Raw genomic sequence first — 19,580 nt, 5'->3', positions numbered from 1 at the left:
CGCCCGCTCGATGGGCCGTGCCACGACGACTCGTTCCGGCGACCGATTGACAATCGCGCCCCGCGCGGGCTACCACCCCCCGCCGAGCACCAGGGGCCGTTCACGCTTGCCCCCGGCGGCCTCGTGTGCATCCGGCGCGGCGGGTCCGCGCTCCTCGGACACCTGGGAATCGCGCGATGAAGACCCTCACGAAGCTCCTGGCCCTCACGCTGACCCTCGCCGCGCTGCCGGCGCAGGCCCGCACCTTCGAGGAGATCAAGGCGTCGGGGACCATGGTCGTGGCCTCGGAGGGCGCGTTCCCTCCCTTCAACTTCTTCCGCGGCCCGACCCTCACCGGCTTCGAGATCGACGTCGCGGACGCCGTCGCGAAGAAGATGGGCGTCGGGATCGAGTGGCGGGCCCTGTCGTTCGACGCGCTGCTCGCCGGGCTCCGCCAGGATCGCTGGGACATGGTGATCGCCTCCTTCGGCGTCTCCGAGGAGCGCTCGAAGGCCGTGACGTTCACCGATCCGCACTACTGCTCGGGCGGCGTGATCGTCGCGAAGGACCCCGCCATCCGCACCGTGAAGGACCTGGCCGGCAAGGTCGTCGCGGTGCAGACCGGGACGACGTACCTCGCGCACGTCCAGAAGATCCCGGGCATCAAGGAAGTGAAGAACTTCCCCAAGGACACCGACGCCCGCTCGGCGCTGGCGGCGGGCCGGGTGGACGCCTGGGTGACCGATCGCTTCGTGGCCAAGGCGGCCGTCGAGTCGAACGGCGGCGCGGGGCTCAAGATCGGCGACTTCGTGTTCGTGGAGCGGATCGCCATGGCCGTGAAGAAGGGCAACAGCTCGCTCCAGCAGGCGCTGAACAAGGCGCTCGCGGAGATCATGGCCGACGGGACGTATGAGAAGATCTCCAAGAAGTACCTGAACGAGGACGTCCGCTGCCGGTGAGCCCACGCCTCCGCGGCGCCGCCCTCGAGCTGGTCCCATGAACGTCGCCCTCGGCGTCTGGCCCGCGCGCTGGACCCGCCAGCAGCGGAGCACCGCGACCATCGCCGCCTCGGCGGCGCTGCTCGTGCTCTTCATGTGGGGCGTCGCGAAGCCGCTCTCGTGGCTGCCCGATCCCATCGGGCCGGTCGCCGAGGAGTTCGCGAGCGGCACGCGCGTCACGGTCTGGCTGACGCTCGCCTCCGGCCTCAGCGGGATCGCCATCGGCGTCCTCAGCGCCGTGGCGAAGCTCGCGCCGTTCCCGCCGATCCGCTGGGCGGCCGACCTGTACGTCTGGGCCGTGCGGGGCACGCCGCTCCTCGTGCAGGTGCTGTTCGTGTACTTCGCGCTGCCGGCGATCGTCCCGGGCCTCCAGCTCTCCGACTTCAGCTCGGCGGTGGTGGCGCTCGCGGTGAACGTCGGCGCCTACAACGCGGAGGCGATCCGCGCCGGCATCGTCGCGGTGCCGAAGGGCCAGACCGAGGCCGCCCGCGCGCTCGGCCTGTCGCCCGTGCAGACCTTCCGCGACGTCGTCTTCCCGCAGGCGTTCAAGATCGCGCTCCCGCCGCTCGTCAACAACGTGGTGGCGCTCCTCAAGGACTCGTCGCTCGCCTACGTGATCGGGGTGGTGGAGCTCTCCAACGTCGGCAACCGGCTCCAGGCCGCCACGTTCGAGCCCGTGCCGACGCTCGCCACGACCGCGACGATCTACCTCGTCCTCACCACCGTGCTCACCCGCATCTCCGGGGCGATCGAGCAGCGCCTCGACGTCGAGCAGCGCCGATGAGCGAGAGGACGCCCCCCATGTCGCTCGTCCACCCCGCCCCCTCGCCCACCGCCGAGCGGCCGCCGCTCATCGTGGCCGAGGGCGTGAACAAGCACTTCGGCGCGGCGCACGTGCTGCGCGACGTGACGACGCGCTTCTACGAGGGCGAGGTGGCCGTCATCATCGGCGCCTCCGGCTCCGGCAAGTCCACGTTCCTCCGCACCCTGAACCGCCTCGAGAAGCACGACTCCGGGCGCATCGTGGTGGACGGGATCGAGCTCGACGACAGCGTGCGGAACCTCGACGCCATCCGCCGCGAGGTGGGCATGGTGTTCCAGCAGTTCAACCTCTTCCCGCACCTCACCGCGCTCGAGAACGTGGCGCTCGCGCCCCGCCGGGTGCGCGGCGCGCCGCGCGGCGAGGCGATCCGCGCCGCGCTGGAGCTGCTCACCCGCGTCGGGCTCGCCGACCACGTCCGCAAGCACCCGTTCCAGCTCTCCGGCGGCCAGCAGCAGCGCGTCGCCATCGCCCGCGCGCTGGCGATGAACCCGAAGGTGCTGCTCTTCGACGAGCCCACGAGCGCGCTCGACCCGGAGATGATCAACGAGGTCCTCGACGTGATGAAGGACCTGGCGCGCTCGGGCATGACGATGATCGTCGTCACGCACGAGATGCGGTTCGCGCGCGAGGTCGGGGACCGCATCCTCTTCTTCGACCACGGCGAGCTGCTGCAGGACGCGCCGGTGGACGAGTTCTTCGAGCGCCAGCGCAACGACCGGATCCGGGCGTTCCTGGGTCAGATCACGCACTGAGAGTCACGCCCGCCCGCCGGAGCGCTCGCTCGAGGACGGGAGTCCAGCCACGAAGTCACGGAGTCCACGGATGAGCACGAAGAAGGCGATCGCCGTCCTCTCCCTCGCGGCCCTGCTGCTCGGCGGGGGCGCCCGCGCCGAGGAGCCGGCGAAGGCCCCGCCGGAGAAGGGCGAGATCGAGGCCCTGCGGGCCGAGGTGAAGCGGCTCGCGGAGGAGCTCGAGGCGCTGAAGGCGAAGGCGGCCGCGCCCATCCCGGCGTCCTACACGCCGCCGCCGGCCCCGGCGGCGGAGGCGGTGGCCGCGCTCGCGGAGCGCGTGGACGTGGTCGAGATCCAGCAGAAGGACGCGGTGGTGGCCGGCGACGTGCCCGGCTCGTTCCGGGTCCCGGGCACGGAGCTCTCGCTCCGGCTGTACGGGTTCGCCGAGCTGAACTGGGTGCACGCGTTCGGCCCGGACAACTCCGACATCGACTATGCGACCTTCGCGCCCTACCTGCCGCTCGACGGGACGGCCGGAGGCCGGCGCACCAACCGCGACTACCTCACCGCGCGCACCTCGCGGCTCGGGATCGACGCGGCCACGCCGACCCGCTACGGCGTCCTCGGCGTCAAGATCGAGGGCGACTTCAACAACGAGCCGCGCACCGGCAACACCGCCCAGTACGGCACGGCCGACAACGTGTTCAGCCAGCAGTCCACGAGCAGCTACGGCTTCCGCGTCCGCCACCTGTACGGCGTGTTCGGCGGCCTCCTCGTCGGCCAGACGTGGTCCACCTTCATGGACGTGGACAACTACCCGGAGACCGTGGACTTCAACGGCCCGACCGGCGCGACGTTCATCCGCCAGCCCGTCATCCGCTACACCTACGCGACGCAGTCGGCCGGGGGCTTCACCGTCGCGCTCGAGAACTCCTCGAGCTACGTGCTCGACTCCCGCGCCGGCCCGGCCGACGCCCCGAACCCCGACTACGGCCTCCCCATCCCCACGAGCCTCTCGCGCGTGCCCGACGTGGTGGCCCGCTGGGACAGGGGGTTCCAGTGGGGCGCGCTCGGCGCCCGCGCGATGACGCAGGAGCTCCGCTTCGACGACGGGGACGGCACGAAGGCGTCGGCGCGGGGCTGGGGCGCCGCGGCGAGCGCGTCGTTCAAGCTGCGCGGCGGCGCCGACTGGCTCGCGCTGCAGGTCACGGGCGGCGACGGCATCGGCCGCTACCTGAACTACATCGAGGGCGCCCTCTACGACGGCGCGGCCGGCGAGATCCGGACCGAGCGCGCCGTGGGCGTCGTCGCCGGCTACCAGCTCAAGCCCGCCGGCTGGGTGCGCATGAACTTCGTCTACGGGGCGACGCGCAACCTCGGCGGCGACTACGCGGACGTGGCGAGGGCGACTGGCCTCGACTCCGGCCGCTACGGCGTGAACCGCTTCGTGCAGCAGGCGCACGTCGGCCCGATCTTCACGCCGGTGAAGGGCGTGGACCTCGGCGTGGAGGGCATCTGGGCTCAGCGGAGGACGCTCGCCGGCGAGCGGGGCGAGGATCTGCGCCTCGACTTGTCGGTGAAGTACTACGTCAACTGACGCGCCTCCTCGCGCGCTTGCCCGCCAAAAGCCGGCGTGCAACCCTGCGGGGCCCTCTCATCTCGTTGGTACCCAACCGAGACCCGAGCAGCGGCGTCTCGATCTCGTCAGGAGGCTACACATGCGCAGCTTCGGTCTCGTCCTCGGCGCCGTCGCGCTCGTCTCGCTCGGCGCCTGCCAGAAGAAGTCCTCCGCGCCGACCACCGTGAAGATCGGCGTCTTCGAGCCGATGACCGGCGCGAACGCCGCTGGCGGCGCGATGGAGGTCGAGGGGATCAAGCTCGCCAACGAGATGTTCCCGACGGTGAAGGTCGGCGACAAGGAGCTCAAGATCGAGCTCGTCATCTCGGACAACAAGTCCGACAAGGTCGAGGCGGCCAACGCCGCCCAGCGGCTGGTCGATCAGGACAAGGTCGCCGCCGTCCTCGGCTCCTGGGGATCCTCGCTGTCCATGGCCGCCGGCCCGATCGTGAAGGACAAGAAGGTCCCGGCCGTCGCCCTCTCCGCGACGAACCCGCTCGTGACGAAGGGCAACGAGTACTACTTCCGCGTCTGCTTCATCGACCCGTTCCAGGGCACGGTGATGGCGAACTACGCCTTCAAGGAGCTCAAGGCCAAGAAGGCGGTCATCATCCGCGAGGTCTCGAACGACTACTCGGTGGGCCTCGCCCGGTTCTTCTCCGACAGCTTCAAGAAGCTCACCGGCGACGAGGGCGCCATCCTCTCCGAGCTCAACTACAACACGAACGACCAGGACTTCACGGCCCAGCTCACCACCGCGAAGTCCATGAACCCCGACGTGATCTTCGCGCCGGGCAACTACACGGAGAGCGCGCTCCTCATCAAGCAGGCGCGCGAGCTCGGCATCACCGCTCCGTTCCTCGGCGGCGACACCTGGGAGACCCCCGAGTTCATGGACGTGGGCAAGCAGGCGGTGGAGGGCGCGGTGTTCTCGACCTTCTTCGCGACCGAGGTGCCCATCACCGAGACGAGCAAGACCTTCCTCGATGCGTACCGCAAGCAGTACAACAAGGAGCCGGCCGCGGTGACCGCACTCGGCTTCGACGGCTACCTCGTGGTGCGCGCGGCCATCGAGAAGGCGGGCAGCCTCGACGGCCCGAAGGTCCGCGACGCGCTCGCCGCCACGCAGCGCTTCCCCGGCGCGGCCGGCCACATCACGTTCGACCAGAACCGCGACGCCACGAAGAGCGCGGTCATCAAGGTCGTCAAGGGCGGGAAGTTCACCTACCTGACCACGGTTCAGCCGTAGGGCCAGGAGTCACCGTGCGGCCGGGGGGCCAGCGGGCCCCCCGCGCCGCCTGGCGAGGCCCAGAGGCGTCATGACACTCGCGCTCTTCCTGCAGCACCTGGCGAATGCCCTGTCCCTGGGCAGCCTCTACGCCCTCATCGCCATCGGCTACACGATGGTGTACGGCATCCTCCGGCTCATCAACTTCGCCCACGGCGACGTCTTCATGCTGGGCGCCTACCTGGCGTTCTACGCCGTCGCGACGTTCCTCCTGCCGTGGTGGGCGGCCTTCCTCCTCGCCATCCTGGTGACGGCGCTGTTCGGGGTGGTGCTCGAGCGCGTCGCCTACCGCCCGCTGCGCGACTCGCCGCGCATCTCGGTGATGATCAGCGCCATCGGCGCCTCGTTCCTCATCGAGAACGTCGGCATCGTGGTGTTCGGCGGCCGCCCGAAGGGCGTCCAGGTCCCCGACGTCATGAACGTCAGGCTCGGCCTGGGCGGCGTCTCCGTCATGTCGGTGAGCGTCGTCATCCCGGTCCTCACCTTCGCCGTGCTCGCGATCCTCCTCTGGGTGGTGCACCGGACGAAGACCGGGATGGCGATGCGCGCCGTCTCGACCGATCTCGACGCCGCGCGCCTCCAGGCGATCGACGTGAACCGCATCATCTCCTTCACCTTCGGCGCCGGCTCGCTGCTCGCCGCGGTCGGCGGCATCATGTGGTCCTACAAGTACCCGCAGCTCAACCCGCTCATGGGCACGATGCCGGGCCTCAAGTGCTTCATCGCCGCGGTCATCGGCGGGATCGGCAGCATCTGGGGGGCGGTCCTGGGCGGCTTCCTGCTGGGCGGGATCGAGCTCCTCACCCTCGCGTTCCTGCCGACCCTCACCGGCTACCGTGACGCGTTCGCGTTCGTGCTCCTCATCGTCGTCCTCCTCGTGAAGCCCTCCGGCCTCCTCGGCGGGCGCCACGTCGAGAAGGTGTGACGCCATGAAGCCGAAGCGCACGCACCTCTACTCGCTCGCGGCGGCCGTCGCCTTCGCCGTGCTCCTGGGCGTCGCCGACGCGACGCTCGACGCCTTCTCGCTGCGCGTCCTCGACCTGTGCGCCATCTACATCGTGCTGGCGCTCTCCTTGAACCTCGTGAACGGGTTCACCGGCCTCTTCTCGCTGGGCCACGCCGGGTTCATGGCGGTGGGCGCGTACACCTGCGCGCTGCTCACGATGACGCCCGAGCAGAAGGAGATGAACTTCTTCCTCGAGCCCATCGCGCCCTGGCTCGCGCACGTCACCATCCCGTTCATCCCCGCGCTGGTGGTCGCGGGGCTCGTCGCGGCGGCGCTCGGCTTCGTCATCGCGGCGCCCGCCCTGCGGCTCAGGGACGACTACCTCGCCATCGCCACGCTCGGCTTCGCCGAGATCATCCGCGTCGTCCTCACGAACGCGCAGTCGATCACCAACGGCGCCCTGGGGCTCAAGGGGCTGCCCAAGTTCGCCGGGACCTGGGAGGTCTGGGGGTGCGCCGCGCTGTCGGTCGCGTTCATGGTCCTCCTCACGCGCTCCGCCTACGGGCGGGCGCTCAAGGCGGTGCGCGACGACGAGATCGCCGCCGGCGCCATGGGCGTGAACGTGTTCCGCACGAAGGTGGTGAGCTTCACCGTCTCGAGCTTCATGGCCGGGGTCGGCGGCGCGCTGCTCGGCCACCTGCTCACGACCATCGACCCGAAGATGTTCACGTTCATGCTGACGTTCAACATCCTCCTCGTGGTCGTGCTGGGCGGCATGGCCTCGATCACGGGCTCGGTGATCGCGTCCATCGGCGTGACGATCCTCATGGAGGCGCTCCGCTTCCTGGACGGCCCGCTCGACCTGGGCGTCTTCCAGCTCGAGGCACGCCCCGGGCTGCGCATGGTGGTGTTCTCGGCGCTGCTCATGGCCGTCGTGCTCTTCCGGCAGCGCGGGCTCATGGGCAGCCGCGAGTTCTCGTGGGAGATGCTGTCCAGGGCGAGGCTGCCGTGGCGGAAGGGCGGGCCGGCCGGCACGGACGGAGGGACGCATGGCGTTGCTTAGCACCGAGCGCGTCACCATGCGCTTCGGCGGGCTGACCGCCGTGTCCCGCCTCGACGTCCGCATCGAGAAGGACGAGATCGTCGGCCTCATCGGGCCGAACGGCGCCGGGAAGACCACCGCCTTCAACGTGATCACCGGGATGAACACGCCGACGGAGGGGAGGGTGCTCTTCGCCGGCGAGGACATCACCGGCATGGCGCGCCACCAGATCGCGAGGCGCGGCATCGCGAGGACGTTCCAGAACATCCGGCTCTTCAAGGAGATGTCGGTCCTCGAGAACGTGCTCGTCGGCTGCCACCTGCGGCTCCACCCGAACCTCTTCGAGGCGACCCTCCACCTGCCGGGCTATCGTCGCCGGGACGCCGAGGCCCGCGCGTTCGCGATGGACCTCCTGCGCGAGGTGGGGCTCGAGTCGAACGCGGACGAGCTCGCGACGAGCCTCCCCTACGGGAAGCAGCGGCGCCTCGAGATCGTGCGCGCCCTGGCCACGCGCCCGTCGATGCTCCTCCTCGACGAGCCGGCGGCGGGCATGAACCCGCACGAGTCCCTCGAGCTCATGCACTTCATCCGGCGGATCCGCGACCAGTTCGGCCTGACCATCCTCCTCATCGAGCACCACATGCAGGTGGTGATGGGGGTCTGCCACCGGATCTACGTGCTCGAGTACGGCCAGACCATCGCCCAGGGCGATCCGGCCGCGATCCAGAACGACCCCAAGGTCATCGAAGCGTACCTGGGAGCCCAGTGATGCTGAAGGTCGAGCAGCTCTCCGCGCACTACGGCGGCATCCACGCGCTCCAGGGCATCGAGCTCGACGTGCCCGACGGCGCCATCGTGAGCCTCATCGGCGCGAACGGCGCGGGCAAGAGCACCACCCTCAAGTCCATCGTCGGCCTCGTGAAGCCGTCGCGCGGGACCGTCACCTGGAACGGCGAGGTGCTCACCGGCCTCCCGACGAAGGACATCGTGTCCCGCGGCGTGTGCCTCGTCCCCGAGGGTCGCCACGTCTTCCCCAACCTGACGGTGGACGAGAACCTGACCCTCGGCGCGTACTCCCGCTCCGACAAGCCCGGCATCGCCGCCGATCGGGAGAAGGTCTTCGGGCTGTTCCCGCGCCTGAAGGAGCGCGTGAGCCAGAAGGCGGGCACGCTCTCGGGCGGCGAGCAGCAGATGCTCGCGGTCGGGCGGGCGCTCATGACCCGGCCCCGGCTCCTCATGATGGACGAGCCGTCGCTCGGCCTCGCTCCGCTGATCGTGAAGATGATCTTCGACATCGTGAAGGCCATCAACGCGGAGGGGGTCACGGTCCTGCTCGTCGAGCAGAACGCGAAGGCGGCGCTGGAGATCGCCGACTACGGCTACGTCCTCGAGACGGGTCGCATCACGTTCCACGGGCCCGGCAAGGAGCTCCTGAAGGACGATCGCGTGCGGCACGCCTACCTCGGCGAGGCGCACGCCTGAGCTGAGCGGGGCCCCGCTGGGCTACATTGCCGGCCCATGCGCCTCCTCCGCGATCTCTCGGCGTCCGCCGTCGTGGCGGGCTTCGTCACGGTCCTCGTCGGCTACACGAGCTCGGCCGTGATCGTCTTCCAGGCGGCCCGGGCGTGCGGCGCCGGTCCCGCCGAGATCGCCTCCTGGATGTGGGCGCTCGGGCTCGGCATGGGGATCACGTGCATCGGCCTGTCGCTGCGCTACCGCGTGCCGGTGGTCACGGCGTGGTCCACCCCCGGCGCGGCGCTCCTCGCGACCAGCGCGGCCGGGCTGCCCATGTCGGCCGCGATCGGCGCCTTCCTCGTCTGCGGCGCGCTCCTGCTCCTGTTCGGCGTCACCGGCTGGTTCGAGCGCGGCATGTCGCGCATCCCGATGCCGATCGCCGCGGGGATGCTGGCCGGGGTCCTGCTCCGCTTCGGGATGGACACCTTCGTCGCGATGCGGACGCAGCTCGCCCTCGCGCTGGCGATGGTCGTGGCCTACCTCGTCGGCCGCCGGCTGTGGCCCCGCTACGCGGTGGTCGGCGTGCTCGCGGTGGGCGTCGCCGTCGCCGGGATCGAGGGGCTGCTCGCGCTCTCGGGCGTGCACCTCGAGCTCACGCGGCCGGTCTTCACGGCGCCGACCTTCAGCGCGAGCGCGCTCGTCGGCGTGGCCGTCCCGCTCTTCGTCGTCACCATGGCCTCGCAGAACGTGACGGGCGTCGCCGTGATGCGCGCGTCGGGGTACGGCGAGACGCCGGTGTCGCCGCTCATCGGCTGGACGGGCGCGACCACCGTCCTCCTCGCGCCGTTCGGCGGCTACACCTTCAACCTCGCGGCCATCACCGCGGCGCTCTGCATGGGCCACGAGGCCCACCCGGACAAGGACCGACGCTACGTGGCCGCGGTGGCCGCCGGCGGGTTCTACCTGCTCACCGGCCTCTTCGGCGCCACCGTGGGCGCGGTGTTCGCGGCGTTCCCGAAGGAGCTCGTGATGGCGGTGGCCGGGCTCGCGCTCGTGAACACCATCGGCGCCGGCCTGGCCGCGGCGGTGCGCGACGAGTCCGGCCGGGAGCCGGCTCTCCTCACCTTCCTCGTCACCGCGTCCGGCGTGTCGCTGTTCGGGATCGGCTCGGCCTTCTGGGGGCTCGTGGCGGGCGTGGTCGCGCTCGTCGTGCTCCGCCGGGCGTAGCGCGAGCCCCGGGCATGCGTCTGAGCCCTGCCGCGCCCGCCCCTGGGTGGATCCGCTTGACTGGACAGCCGTCCGTCATTTAGGAACAGGGCCACCCGTCGCGCTCCTCCGAGTGCGCGCGCAGGAGACATCAGAATGAAGCGCAACATCCGCATCCTCGTCGCCGCCACGCTCGCGCTCTGCGGGCTCGTCGCCCGCCCGGCGGCGGCCGGGCAGGTCATCAAGCTCGGCGTCGAGAACGGGCCCCACGCCGAGATCGCCGAGCTCGTGAAGACCCTCGTCGCGAAGGACGGCATCGACGTGAAGGTCATCGAGCTCTCCGACTACGCCCAGCAGAACCCGGCGCTCGACCAGGGCGATCTGGACGCCAACTCGTTCCAGCACCAGCCGTACCTCGACGAGCAGGTCAAGGCTCGCGGCTACAAGCTCGTCGGCGTGGCGAAGAGCGTGGTCTTCCCGATGGGCGTGTACTCCCGCAAGATCAAGTCGCTCGCCGAGCTCCCCCAGGGCGGCAAGATCGCCATCCCCAACGACCCGTCGAACGGAGGCCGGGCGCTCCTCCTCCTGCAGGCGAACGGGGTCTTGAAGCTCCGGCCCGGGAGCGGCATCACGCCGACCCCGATCGACATCGTCGAGAACAAGAAGAACGTGAAGATCGTGGAGGCGGACGCCGCCCAGCTCCCCAACTTCCTCCCCGACGTGTCCGCCGCCATCATCAACACGAACTACGCGATCCAGGGGAAGCTCGACCCGGCCAAGGACGCCATCGCCCGCGAGTCGAAGGACTCACCGTACGTGAACCTCCTCGTGGTGCGGCAGGCGGACAAGGACAAGCCCTGGGTGAAGAAGCTCGTCGCCGCCTACCACTCGGCCGAGGTGCGCAAGCTCATCGACACGAAGTGGCCGGGGGTCGTAGTCCCCGGCTGGTAGCAGCGCCCAGCGGAGAGGCGTCCGGCGGAACCGAGGCCCGTCCCCCGCGTGGGGGTGGGCCTTTCTACATCGCGACCTCGACCGCGCCCGCACGATCTTATCGCTCGTCGCGGAGGGTCGCTCGAAGCGGCATCGCCGCGGGCGAGGTCACCTTGGCGCGCCGCCGGGACGGGACCTCACGTCCTCGGCGGGCCACGATGGACGGGGACAAGGTACGGGGGGCGGTGCCGTCCGCCAGACGCCGCCGGCAACGCGGGGCTGCGGGCGCTGACTGCACATGGGCGACGTCGCCGTGGCCAACCGCGTTGCATTGCGGTCCGTGGGTCGGGGCGGTGCCTACCGCGTCCAGTGGCCCGCCTGCGGGCGCGAGGTCCCGCCACGTGGGGCGGCGCGCTGCGGGCGGGGTGGGTGGACTAGCTGCTCCTACGCGTTCGGCCGCGAGCGCACGAGCCGCTTGTTGAGCCGCTGGGCCACGCGATCGCCGAGCGACTGGACGCCCTGCACGAGCACGATGAGGACGACCACCACCGCGAGCATGACCTCCGGAAGGAAGCGCTGGTAGCCGTACCGGATCCCGAGGTCCCCGAGCCCGCCGCCGCCGACCGCGCCGGCCATGGCGGAGTAGCTGATGAGGTTCACCACCGTGATGGTGAGCGCCGCGACGAGGCCGGGCAGCGCCTCGGGGACGAGGACCTTCGTCACGATCTGCACGGGCGAGGCGCCCATGGCCTGCGCGGCCTCGATGAGGCCCGGGTCCACCTCGCGGAGCGCCGCCTCGGCGAGCCTCGCCACGAACGGGATGGCCGCGATGGTCAGCGGCACGATGGCCGCGGCCGTGCCGATCGACGTGCCGACGAGGAGCCGCGTGAACGGGATGATGGCCACGAGCAGGATGATGAACGGCGTCGAGCGGCCGGCGTTCACGACCGCGCCCAGCACCCGGTTCAGCACGGGGTGCTCGCGGATGTGGCCGGGGCTCGTGGCGACGAGGACGACGCCGAGCGGCACGCCGACGAGCGCCGCCAGGGTGGACGAGACGGCCACCATGAGCAGGGTCTCGAGGAACGCGTCAAGCAGCAGTCCGAGCATCGCCGGCGACATGGCCGAGCACCTCCACCTTCAGGTCCTTGCTGCGGATGAAGTCGAGGGAGGCCGCGACGTCCTCCGCGCGGCCGATCGCCTCGACGATGACGTTCCCGTACGGCTCACCCTGGATGTAGTCGACCTGCGCCTGCAGGATGTTGAGCAGGATCCCGAAGCGCCGGACGACCTCGGACACGACCGGGGTGTTCGCGGAGGGGCCGCGGAAGACGATCCGGAGGACCGGGTTCCCGCCGTCGGGGGGCGGCGCGGCCAGGCGCGCGACGAGGTTCGCCGGGAGCGCCCGGTCGACGAGATCGCGGACGAAGCGCCGGGTCACCTCGGCGGTGGGCGCGGTGAAGACGTCGAAGACGGGGCCGAGCTCCACGATCTCGCCGTGCTCCAGGACCGCCACGCGGTCGCAGATCTCCTTGATGACCGGCATCTCGTGCGTGATGAGGACGATGGTGAGCCCCAGCTTCCGGTTGATGTCGCGGAGCAGGGCCAGGATCGCCTGCGTCGTCTCGGGGTCGAGCGCGGAGGTGGCCTCGTCGCAGAGCAGCACCGACGGCTCGGAGGCGAGCGCCCGCGCGATGCCGACCCGCTGCTTCTCGCCACCGGAGAGCTCCGCGGGGTAGCGCCCGTGCTTGCCAGCGAGCCCGACCAGCTCGAGGAGCGGGGCCGCGGCGGCGCGGGCGTCGGCGCGCGAGCGGCCGGCGAGCTCGAGGGGGAGGGCGACGTTGTCGAGCGCGGTCCGCGAGGAGAGCAGGTTGAAGTGCTGGAAGATCATCCCGATCGCGTGGCGGGCCTCGCGGAGGGCCCGGCCGCCGAGCGCGGTGATCTCCCGGCCCTCGACCACCACCTGGCCGGAGGTGGGCCGCTCGAGCAGGTTGATGCAGCGGACGAGCGTGCTCTTGCCGGCGCCGCTGCGACCGATGACGCCGAACACCTCGCCCTTGGGGATGGCGAGGGAGACGCCCTTGAGGACGTGCACGGGGCCGCCCTCGGCGTGGAAGGTCTTCGTGAGGTCTCGGATCTCGATCATCGTGCTTCGCGGCGATGGACGCGGGGTGTCCGTTATACTGGAGGAGCCCGCGCGGCGCGAGGTGGGCTGGCGGAGTAGGCTCCCGAGCGCGATCGCTGCGTTGCTCCCCGCCCCGATCTCCCGTATGGGATGAACATCCGTTATCACGGAAGGAGACTTCATCATGAGCGCCGTCCGGACCCTCCCGCTGCTCGTCACCGCCGTCGTCGCGTTCGCTGGCGTCGCCCGCGCGGCGCCCGCCCAGACCCTCAAGGTCGGCACCGAGGGCGTCTACGCTCCGTTCACCTTCCAGGACGCCGACGGGAAGCTCACCGGCTACGACGTCGAGGTCGTCCGGGAGATCGCCCGGCGCGCGGGCCTCGAGCCGGTCTTCGCCCCGACCCCCTGGGACAGCATCTTCCTCGGCCTCGAGTCGCGGAAGTTCGACCTCGTCGCGAACCAGATCGGCAAGACGCCCGAGCGCGAGAAGAAGTACCTCTTCACCGACGACTACCTCGTCTCCGGCGCCCAGATCATCGTGAAGGACGGGCGCGCGGGGACGTTCTCCGGCCTCGAGAGCCTCGCGGGCCTCAAGGTCGGCACGGGCGTGGGGAGCAACTACAGCAAGCTGCTCGAGGCCTACAACGCGAGCCACACCCCCGGCATCGACATCAAGTACTACGACGGGACCCTCACCACGGTCCTGCAGGACATCGTCGCGGGTCGGCTCGACGCGACCGTGAACGACCGCCTGACGGTGGGGTACAACGTGAAGAAGCTCGCGCTCCCGGTGAAGCTGGTCGGCGCGCCGCTCGCCCTCGTCCCCTCGCACTTCGTGGTCCGCAAGGGGCCGGAGGGGGAGGCGCTCGTGAAGCGCCTCAACGAGGCCATCGCGGCGGCGAAGCGGGACGGCACGCTCGCGAAGCTCTCGGTGAAGTGGTTCGGCGCCGACTACACGCGCTAGACGGCGGGAGGGGCGCGCGTGGACGGTGCCGGCATGGAGCCGCTGCTCGACTACTCGTTCATGGTGTCGGTGGTGCCCGCGCTCCTGCGGGCGCTGCCCGTCACCTTGAACGTGACCGTGGTGTCGATGAGCCTGGCGCTGCCGCTCGCGCTCGCCACCGCGCTCGTCCGGATCTCCCGCGTCCCCGTGCTCAGGCACGTGGCTGCGCTCTACGTCTCGTTCATGCGCGGGACGCCGCTCCTCGTCCAGATCTACCTCGCCTACTACGGCCTGCCGAAGCTGCTGAACCACCTCGGCGACCGCTACGGCTGGACGTTCGACGTGAGCAGCATCCCGGCCATCGCCTTCATCTACCTCGCCTTCACGCTGAACGTGGGCGCGTACGCCTCGGAGACCCTCCGCGCGGCCATCGAGGCGATCGATCGCGGGCAGATGGAGGCCGCGCTCTCGGTGGGGATGACCCGCTGGCAGGGGATGCGCCGGGTCGTGCTGCCCCAGGCGCTCACCATCGCGCTGCCGAGCCTGGGGAACACCGTCATCGCCCTGCTCAAGGACACCTCGCTCGCCTTCCTCGTCTCCGTGGTGGAGCTCATGGGGGAGGCCAAGATCCAGGCCGCGCGCGGGCTCCAGTTCTTCGAGGTGTACGTGGTGGCGGCGCTCGTCTACTGGGTCATCTGCATCGGGATCGAGCGGGGCATGGCCGTGCTGGAGCGCCGGGTGAGGCGGTTCGAGGGGCTCTCGCCGGCATGATCGAGCTCCGCGACGTCACGAAGGCGTTCAACGGCGTGCCGGCCCTGCGCGGCGTGAGCCTCGAGGTCCACGAGGGGGAGTCCGTCGTCATCCTCGGTCCGAGCGGCTCCGGCAAGTCCACGCTCCTGCGCTGCGTGAACTTCCTGGAGCGCCCCGACGGCGGGACGATCCGCGTCGGCGACCTCACCGTGGACGCGCACCGGGCCACGAAGGCCGAGGCGGCGGCGCTGCGCCGGCGGACGGCGATGGTGTTCCAGCACTACCACCTGTTCCGCAACAAGACCGCGCTCGAGAACGTGATGGAGGGGCTCCTCGTCGTGAGGAAGCTCCCGCGCGCCGACGCCCGCGCCCGCAGCGAGCAGGTCCTCGCGCGCGTCGGCCTCTCGAATCGGCTCTCGTACTTCCCGTCCCAGCTCTCCGGCGGCCAGCAGCAGCGGGTCGGCATCGCCCGGGCGCTGGCGCTCGAGCCCGACGTCATCCTCTTCGACGAGCCGACCTCCGCGCTCGACCCGGAGCTCGTGGGCGAGGTCCTCGACGTGATGCGCGGCCTCGCCCGCGACGGCGTCACGATGCTCGTCGTCACCCACGAGATGGGGTTCGCGCGCGAGGTGGCCCAGCGCGTGATCTTCATGGACGAGGGGCGCATCGTCGAGGAGGGCGCGGCCGAGGACGTCTTCCAGCGCACGCGCCACGAGCGGACCCGGCAGTTCCTGCAGCGCGTGAAGCGGACCTGACGCGGGAGCCTCGAGGCGCCCCCGCGCGGACGTGCATCCGTGCACGGCCCCCGTGCATCTCCGCGCGAGCGCCTGGGCCCGGATTCCGGTACAGGTTCGTCGAGCGTCCGGACGCCCGGAGCGAGGAGGGTGGTACCTTTGACCCGTCGAGGCTGGCTGCTGTTCGTCGCGCTGTGCGTGATCTGGGGGATCCCGTACCTGCTCATCAAGGTGGCGGTCCGGGAGATCACGCCGGCGAGCCTCGTCTTCCTGCGCACCGCCATCGGCGCGCTCGTGCTCCTGCCGGTGGTGCTCCTCTCCCGCGGCAACCTGCGCGCCCTCCTGCCGCGCTGGCGCCCCATCGTGCTGTTCACGGTGGCCGAGCTCGCCATCCCGTGGCTCCTGCTCTCGGACGCCGAGCGACGCCTGCCGAGCTCGCTCGCGGGCCTCCTCGTGGCGTCCGTGCCGCTGGTCGGGGTGGTGATCGCCCGGCTGAGCGGGGTCCCGGAGCCGCTCGGAGGACGCCGCCTCGCCGGGCTCTGGGTCGGCCTCGCGGGCGTGGTCGCGCTGCTCGGCCTCGACGTGCGCGGGGGAGACCTGCGCGCGGTGGGCGAGATGGTGCTCGTGGTGATCGGCTACGCCGTCGGCCCCATGGTCGTGTCCCGGCGCCTCACCGACGTGCCGACCCTCGACGTGGTCGCGGTGTCGCTCCTGCTCGGCGCCGTCGGCTACGCGCCGTTCGGCGTCGCCCAGCTCCCGGCCGCGCTGCCGGCGCCCGAGGTGATCTTCGCGGTGGTCGTGCTCGGCGTCTTCTGCACGGCGCTCGCCTTCGTGCTCTTCTTCCGGCTCATCGCCGAGATCGGGCCGGTGCGGGCCACCGTGGTCGCGTACGTCAATCCGGCGGTTGCCGTAGCGGCCGGCGTCGCCGTCCTCGGCGAGCCGCTGACGGTGGGGACCGTGATCGGGTTCCTGCTGATCCTTGCCGGGTCGTGGCTCGCGACCGGAGCGCCGGTGCGCGCCGCCGCAGCCCCCGCACGGCCCGCCGCGGTGCCGGACTCCGCCGAACAGGCGTGACGTCCGGCCGCGGCGCCCTCGCGCCGAAGTCCGCTTGATCACTCGCAACCTGGGGCCTCCGCTTGCGCGACGCGTCGTCGCCGTGACGCGCGGTTGCTTGCCCATGAGAAAAATGCGCGAGGCGGGTGAATCGGGGCCTCCGAGTGTGCTTTGATGCCGCGCACTGCACCCGGTTCACTGAGGCATCACCCACCGTTATGGAGGCACGATGAACTTCTCGAAGCTCAGGGCGATCGCGCTGGTGAGCGCCGCGCTGGCGCTGCCCGCCGCCGGTCACGCCCAGGACGCGAAGCCCGGCGAGTTCAAGATCCCTGGCACCAACACGATGCTCAAGCTCAACGGGTTCGTCGAGCTCGACGCCATCTACGACTTCAGCGGCGCCGACGAGGACATCCGCGGAGACGACTGGGCGACGTTCCTCGAGTTCCAGCCCCTCGACGCGGGCGAGCGCGACAAGAACCGGCTCTACGTCACGGCCCGCACCTCGCGCGTCGGCCTCACCACCACCACGCCGACCGCCCACGGGAACCTCGTGACGCGGGTCGAGGGCGACTTCAACTCGCCGTCGGCCTTCAACTACTCCACCGAGGCGACCACCAACGGCACGAACTTCCGCATCCGCCACGCCTACGGCGAGTACGCCGGGTTCCTCGTCGGCCAGACCTGGGCCAACTTCATGGACCTCGGCTCGCTGCCCGACACGGTGGACTTCAACCCGCACGGCGCGTTCGCGCTGACCCGCTCGCCCGGCGTCCGGTACACCGCCAACTTCGGCGGGCCGACCCTCGCGGTGGCGCTCGAGAACCCGCAGAGCATCGTGATCAACACCGAGAAGGCTCCCGGCACGCTCACCGTCGGGCGCGAGTTCGACCGGTACCCGGACGTCTCGGCGAACCTCACGGTGCCGTTCTCGCTCGGCCACCTGAACCTGCGCGCCGTGACCTTCGAGTACCAGGGCCGCACCGCGGCCGGCGTCCACGACAGCCGCTGGGCCTGGGGCGCCGGGGCGTCCGGTAGCGTGAAGCTCGGCGGGCTCGACAGCCTCGTGTGGTCGGTCCAGGGCGGCGACGGCATCGGCCGCTACATGTTCACGACGCTGTTCCAGGGCGCCGCGTTCGTCGGCAACGACATCGAGCTCTGGAGCGCCGTCGCCTACCACGTGGGCCTCACCCACAACTGGTCGCCGGCCCTCCGCTCGAACCTCATCTGGACCCAGACCTTCATCTCGAAGGACGACGCGCTCGCCGGCACGCTGGAGACGCTCGCCAACAAGCGCATCGACGCCGGGTTCGTGAACACGTTCTACAGCCCGGTGAAGGGCGTCGAGGTCGGCCTCGAGTACGCCTACGGCCGCCGCACCGTCTTCGACGCGGGCCTCATCGCCGCCGGTGAGCCCACCTCGAACAACGAGGGCACGCAGCACCGCGTCAACGCCCTCGCCCGCTACAACTTCTTCTAGGCGGCGCGGGTAGTTCCGGGGGGCGGTGGCCGAGCGCGGCCGCCGCCCCCGTTTTCGTTTTCATCGCTTCGGCGCGGTGCGCCATGCACCGGCGGTGAGCGGTGCCTGCGAAACGAGCACGGCGGCTCCGGGTGGCGATCGACGAGGCCCGGGTTGCTCATTGCCCATCACATTTGCGTTTTGTATGACGGAAGCTTCGGTTTCTTCACCACTGGGAGGCGCCCATGCGTTTCGCGCGAGCATTGACGGTTGCGGCACTCGCTCTTGCCGTAGCCGGTTGCGAGAAGAAGCAGGAACCCGCCGCCGCGGGGAAGCAGCAGGCGGCGGCACCGGCGGCGGACACCATCCTGATCGGCCACGTCGCCTCGCTCACCGGCGAGCAGGCGACGTTCGGGGAGTCGACCGACAACGCCATCAAGCTCGCCATCTCGGAGGCGAACGCGAACGGCGGCGTGAAGGGCAAGAAGCTCGCCCTCAAGACGTATGACGACCAGGGCAAGCCGGAGGAGGCCGCCGTCGCCGCGACGCGCCTCATCGTGCAGGACAAGGTCGCGGTGCTCCTCGGCGAGGTCGCCTCCAGCCGCTCGCTCGCGATCGCGCCGATCGCGGACACGAACAAGGTCCCGCAGATCTCCCCGACCTCGACGAACCCGCGCGTCACGAAGGACGGCGACAAGACCCGGCCCTACGTCTTCCGCGTCTGCTTCATCGATCCGTTCCAGGGCACCGTGATGGCGAAGTTCGCCCACGAGAACCTGAAGCTGAAGCGGGTCGCGATCCTCCGCGACGTCGGGAACGACTACTCGGTCGGCCTCGCCGACTACTTCTCCGCCAAGTTCAAGGAGCTCGGCGGCGAGGTCGTGAGCGATCAGAGCTTCAAGGCCGGTGACCAGGACTTCAAGGCCCAGCTCACCGCCATCAAGAACAAGAACCCCCAGCTCATCTACGTCCCCGCCTACTACACCGACGTCGCCCTCATCGGCCGCCAGGCTCGCGAGCTTGGATTCAAGGGCCCGCTCGCCGGCGGCGACGGCTGGGACTCGGCCAAGCTCTACGAGATCGCCCAGGGCGCGCTCGACGGCTCGTACTTCTCGAACCACTACACCCACGAGAACCCGGACCCGCGCGTCCAGAACTTCGTGAAGAAGTACAAGGACACCTACGGCTCGGTGCCGGACGCGCTCGCCGCCCTCGGCTACGACGCGGCCCTCGTCGCGATCGACTCCATGAAGCGCGCCACGGACCTCACCGGCCCGGCGATCCGCGACGCCATCGAGAAGACGAAGGACTTCCACGGCGTGGCGGGCAACATCACCCTCGACGAGAACCACAACGCCGTGAAGTCGGCCGTCGTGATCGGCATCGAGAAGAACACCCCCAAGTACGTCACGACCGTCGAGCCGTAAGGTTCAGCCTTCCGTAGAGAAGGGGAGGGGTTGATCGGGCCCCTTCCCTTCTCTATCGTGTCGCACCCCATCG

Annotated in this window: 19 protein-coding genes; 17 read left to right on the top strand and 2 right to left on the bottom strand. The window is 70.4% G+C overall.

Features of this window, described 5'->3' with window-relative positions:
- Window positions 1-176 precede the first annotated feature (176 nt).
- The 11 genes from MNY62_RS03290 to MNY62_RS03240 all read left to right on the top strand — a co-directional run bounded on the left by MNY62_RS03290 (window position 177) and on the right by MNY62_RS03240 (window position 11,037).
- Window positions 177-938, top strand: coding sequence for an ABC transporter substrate-binding protein (locus MNY62_RS03290; RefSeq protein ID WP_242342671.1), 762 nt, complete (start codon window positions 177-179; stop codon window positions 936-938).
- A 37-nt stretch (window positions 939-975) separates the two neighbouring features.
- Complete coding sequence (locus tag MNY62_RS03285; RefSeq protein ID WP_242342670.1) at window positions 976-1,761, top strand: amino acid ABC transporter permease; 786 nt, start codon at window positions 976-978, stop codon at window positions 1,759-1,761.
- Window positions 1,758-2,552 (top strand): amino acid ABC transporter ATP-binding protein, encoded by a 795-nt coding sequence (locus tag MNY62_RS03280; RefSeq protein WP_332842100.1) that lies wholly within the window; start codon window positions 1,758-1,760, stop codon window positions 2,550-2,552. Before MNY62_RS03285 ends, MNY62_RS03280 begins: the two co-directional genes overlap by 4 nt.
- Before the next feature lie 70 nt (window positions 2,553-2,622).
- Window positions 2,623-4,128, top strand: coding sequence for a DcaP family trimeric outer membrane transporter (locus MNY62_RS03275; protein ID WP_242342669.1), 1,506 nt, complete (start codon window positions 2,623-2,625; stop codon window positions 4,126-4,128).
- Window positions 4,129-4,249: 121 nt separating this feature from the next.
- The gene (locus tag MNY62_RS03270) at window positions 4,250-5,398 is read left to right on the top strand and encodes an ABC transporter substrate-binding protein (RefSeq protein WP_242342668.1); all 1,149 of its coding nucleotides are present in this window, start codon (window positions 4,250-4,252) and stop codon (window positions 5,396-5,398) included.
- A 70-nt stretch (window positions 5,399-5,468) separates the two neighbouring features.
- A complete protein-coding gene (locus tag MNY62_RS03265; RefSeq protein WP_242342667.1) occupies window positions 5,469-6,362 on the top strand; it encodes a branched-chain amino acid ABC transporter permease in 894 nt (297 codons plus the stop codon).
- A gap of 4 nt (window positions 6,363-6,366) precedes the next feature.
- Window positions 6,367-7,446, top strand: a complete 1,080-nt coding sequence (locus MNY62_RS03260) for a branched-chain amino acid ABC transporter permease (protein ID WP_242342666.1) — start codon at window positions 6,367-6,369, stop codon at window positions 7,444-7,446.
- Entirely contained in the window at window positions 7,433-8,194 is a 762-nt protein-coding gene (locus tag MNY62_RS03255) for an ABC transporter ATP-binding protein (protein ID WP_242342665.1), read from the top strand. The genes MNY62_RS03260 and MNY62_RS03255 overlap by 14 nt, the downstream gene beginning before the upstream one ends.
- Window positions 8,194-8,907: an ABC transporter ATP-binding protein gene (locus MNY62_RS03250; RefSeq protein WP_242342664.1), complete on the top strand. Its 714-nt coding sequence runs from the start codon at window positions 8,194-8,196 to the stop codon at window positions 8,905-8,907. The genes MNY62_RS03255 and MNY62_RS03250 overlap by 1 nt, the downstream gene beginning before the upstream one ends.
- Before the next feature lie 36 nt (window positions 8,908-8,943).
- Window positions 8,944-10,107, top strand: coding sequence for a benzoate/H(+) symporter BenE family transporter (locus MNY62_RS03245; RefSeq protein ID WP_242342663.1), 1,164 nt, complete (start codon window positions 8,944-8,946; stop codon window positions 10,105-10,107).
- A gap of 135 nt (window positions 10,108-10,242) precedes the next feature.
- Window positions 10,243-11,037 (top strand): MetQ/NlpA family ABC transporter substrate-binding protein, encoded by a 795-nt coding sequence (locus tag MNY62_RS03240; protein WP_242342662.1) that lies wholly within the window; start codon window positions 10,243-10,245, stop codon window positions 11,035-11,037.
- A 423-nt stretch (window positions 11,038-11,460) separates the two neighbouring features.
- Here the strand turns inward: MNY62_RS03240 and MNY62_RS03235 are convergent, their stop codons facing one another.
- The gene (locus MNY62_RS03235; protein WP_242342661.1) at window positions 11,461-12,138 is read right to left on the bottom strand and encodes a methionine ABC transporter permease; all 678 of its coding nucleotides are present in this window, start codon (window positions 12,136-12,138) and stop codon (window positions 11,461-11,463) included.
- Entirely contained in the window at window positions 12,107-13,162 is a 1,056-nt protein-coding gene (locus tag MNY62_RS03230) for a methionine ABC transporter ATP-binding protein (protein WP_242342660.1), read from the bottom strand. The genes MNY62_RS03235 and MNY62_RS03230 overlap by 32 nt, the downstream gene beginning before the upstream one ends.
- Window positions 13,163-13,325: 163 nt before the next feature.
- Between MNY62_RS03230 and MNY62_RS03225 the strand changes: the two genes are divergently transcribed.
- From MNY62_RS03225 to MNY62_RS03200, 6 genes are all read left to right on the top strand, one after another.
- Window positions 13,326-14,105, top strand: coding sequence for a transporter substrate-binding domain-containing protein (locus MNY62_RS03225; protein WP_242342659.1), 780 nt, complete (start codon window positions 13,326-13,328; stop codon window positions 14,103-14,105).
- A 33-nt stretch (window positions 14,106-14,138) separates the two neighbouring features.
- The gene (locus tag MNY62_RS03220; protein WP_242342658.1) at window positions 14,139-14,855 is read left to right on the top strand and encodes an amino acid ABC transporter permease; all 717 of its coding nucleotides are present in this window, start codon (window positions 14,139-14,141) and stop codon (window positions 14,853-14,855) included.
- The gene (locus MNY62_RS03215) at window positions 14,852-15,589 is read left to right on the top strand and encodes an amino acid ABC transporter ATP-binding protein (RefSeq protein WP_242342657.1); all 738 of its coding nucleotides are present in this window, start codon (window positions 14,852-14,854) and stop codon (window positions 15,587-15,589) included. The genes MNY62_RS03220 and MNY62_RS03215 overlap by 4 nt, the downstream gene beginning before the upstream one ends.
- A gap of 129 nt (window positions 15,590-15,718) precedes the next feature.
- A complete protein-coding gene (locus MNY62_RS03210; RefSeq protein WP_242342656.1) occupies window positions 15,719-16,642 on the top strand; it encodes a DMT family transporter in 924 nt (307 codons plus the stop codon).
- A gap of 208 nt (window positions 16,643-16,850) precedes the next feature.
- Complete coding sequence (locus tag MNY62_RS03205; protein ID WP_242342655.1) at window positions 16,851-18,101, top strand: DcaP family trimeric outer membrane transporter; 1,251 nt, start codon at window positions 16,851-16,853, stop codon at window positions 18,099-18,101.
- A gap of 224 nt (window positions 18,102-18,325) precedes the next feature.
- Window positions 18,326-19,507: an ABC transporter substrate-binding protein gene (locus MNY62_RS03200; protein WP_242342654.1), complete on the top strand. Its 1,182-nt coding sequence runs from the start codon at window positions 18,326-18,328 to the stop codon at window positions 19,505-19,507.
- Window positions 19,508-19,580: the final 73 nt, after the last annotated feature.

Origin of the sequence: Anaeromyxobacter terrae, from assembly GCF_022690685.1 — a bacterium.
Taxonomy (GTDB): domain Bacteria; phylum Myxococcota; class Myxococcia; order Myxococcales; family Anaeromyxobacteraceae; genus Anaeromyxobacter; species Anaeromyxobacter terrae.
This window is presented reverse-complemented; position numbering and strand designations above follow the sequence as displayed.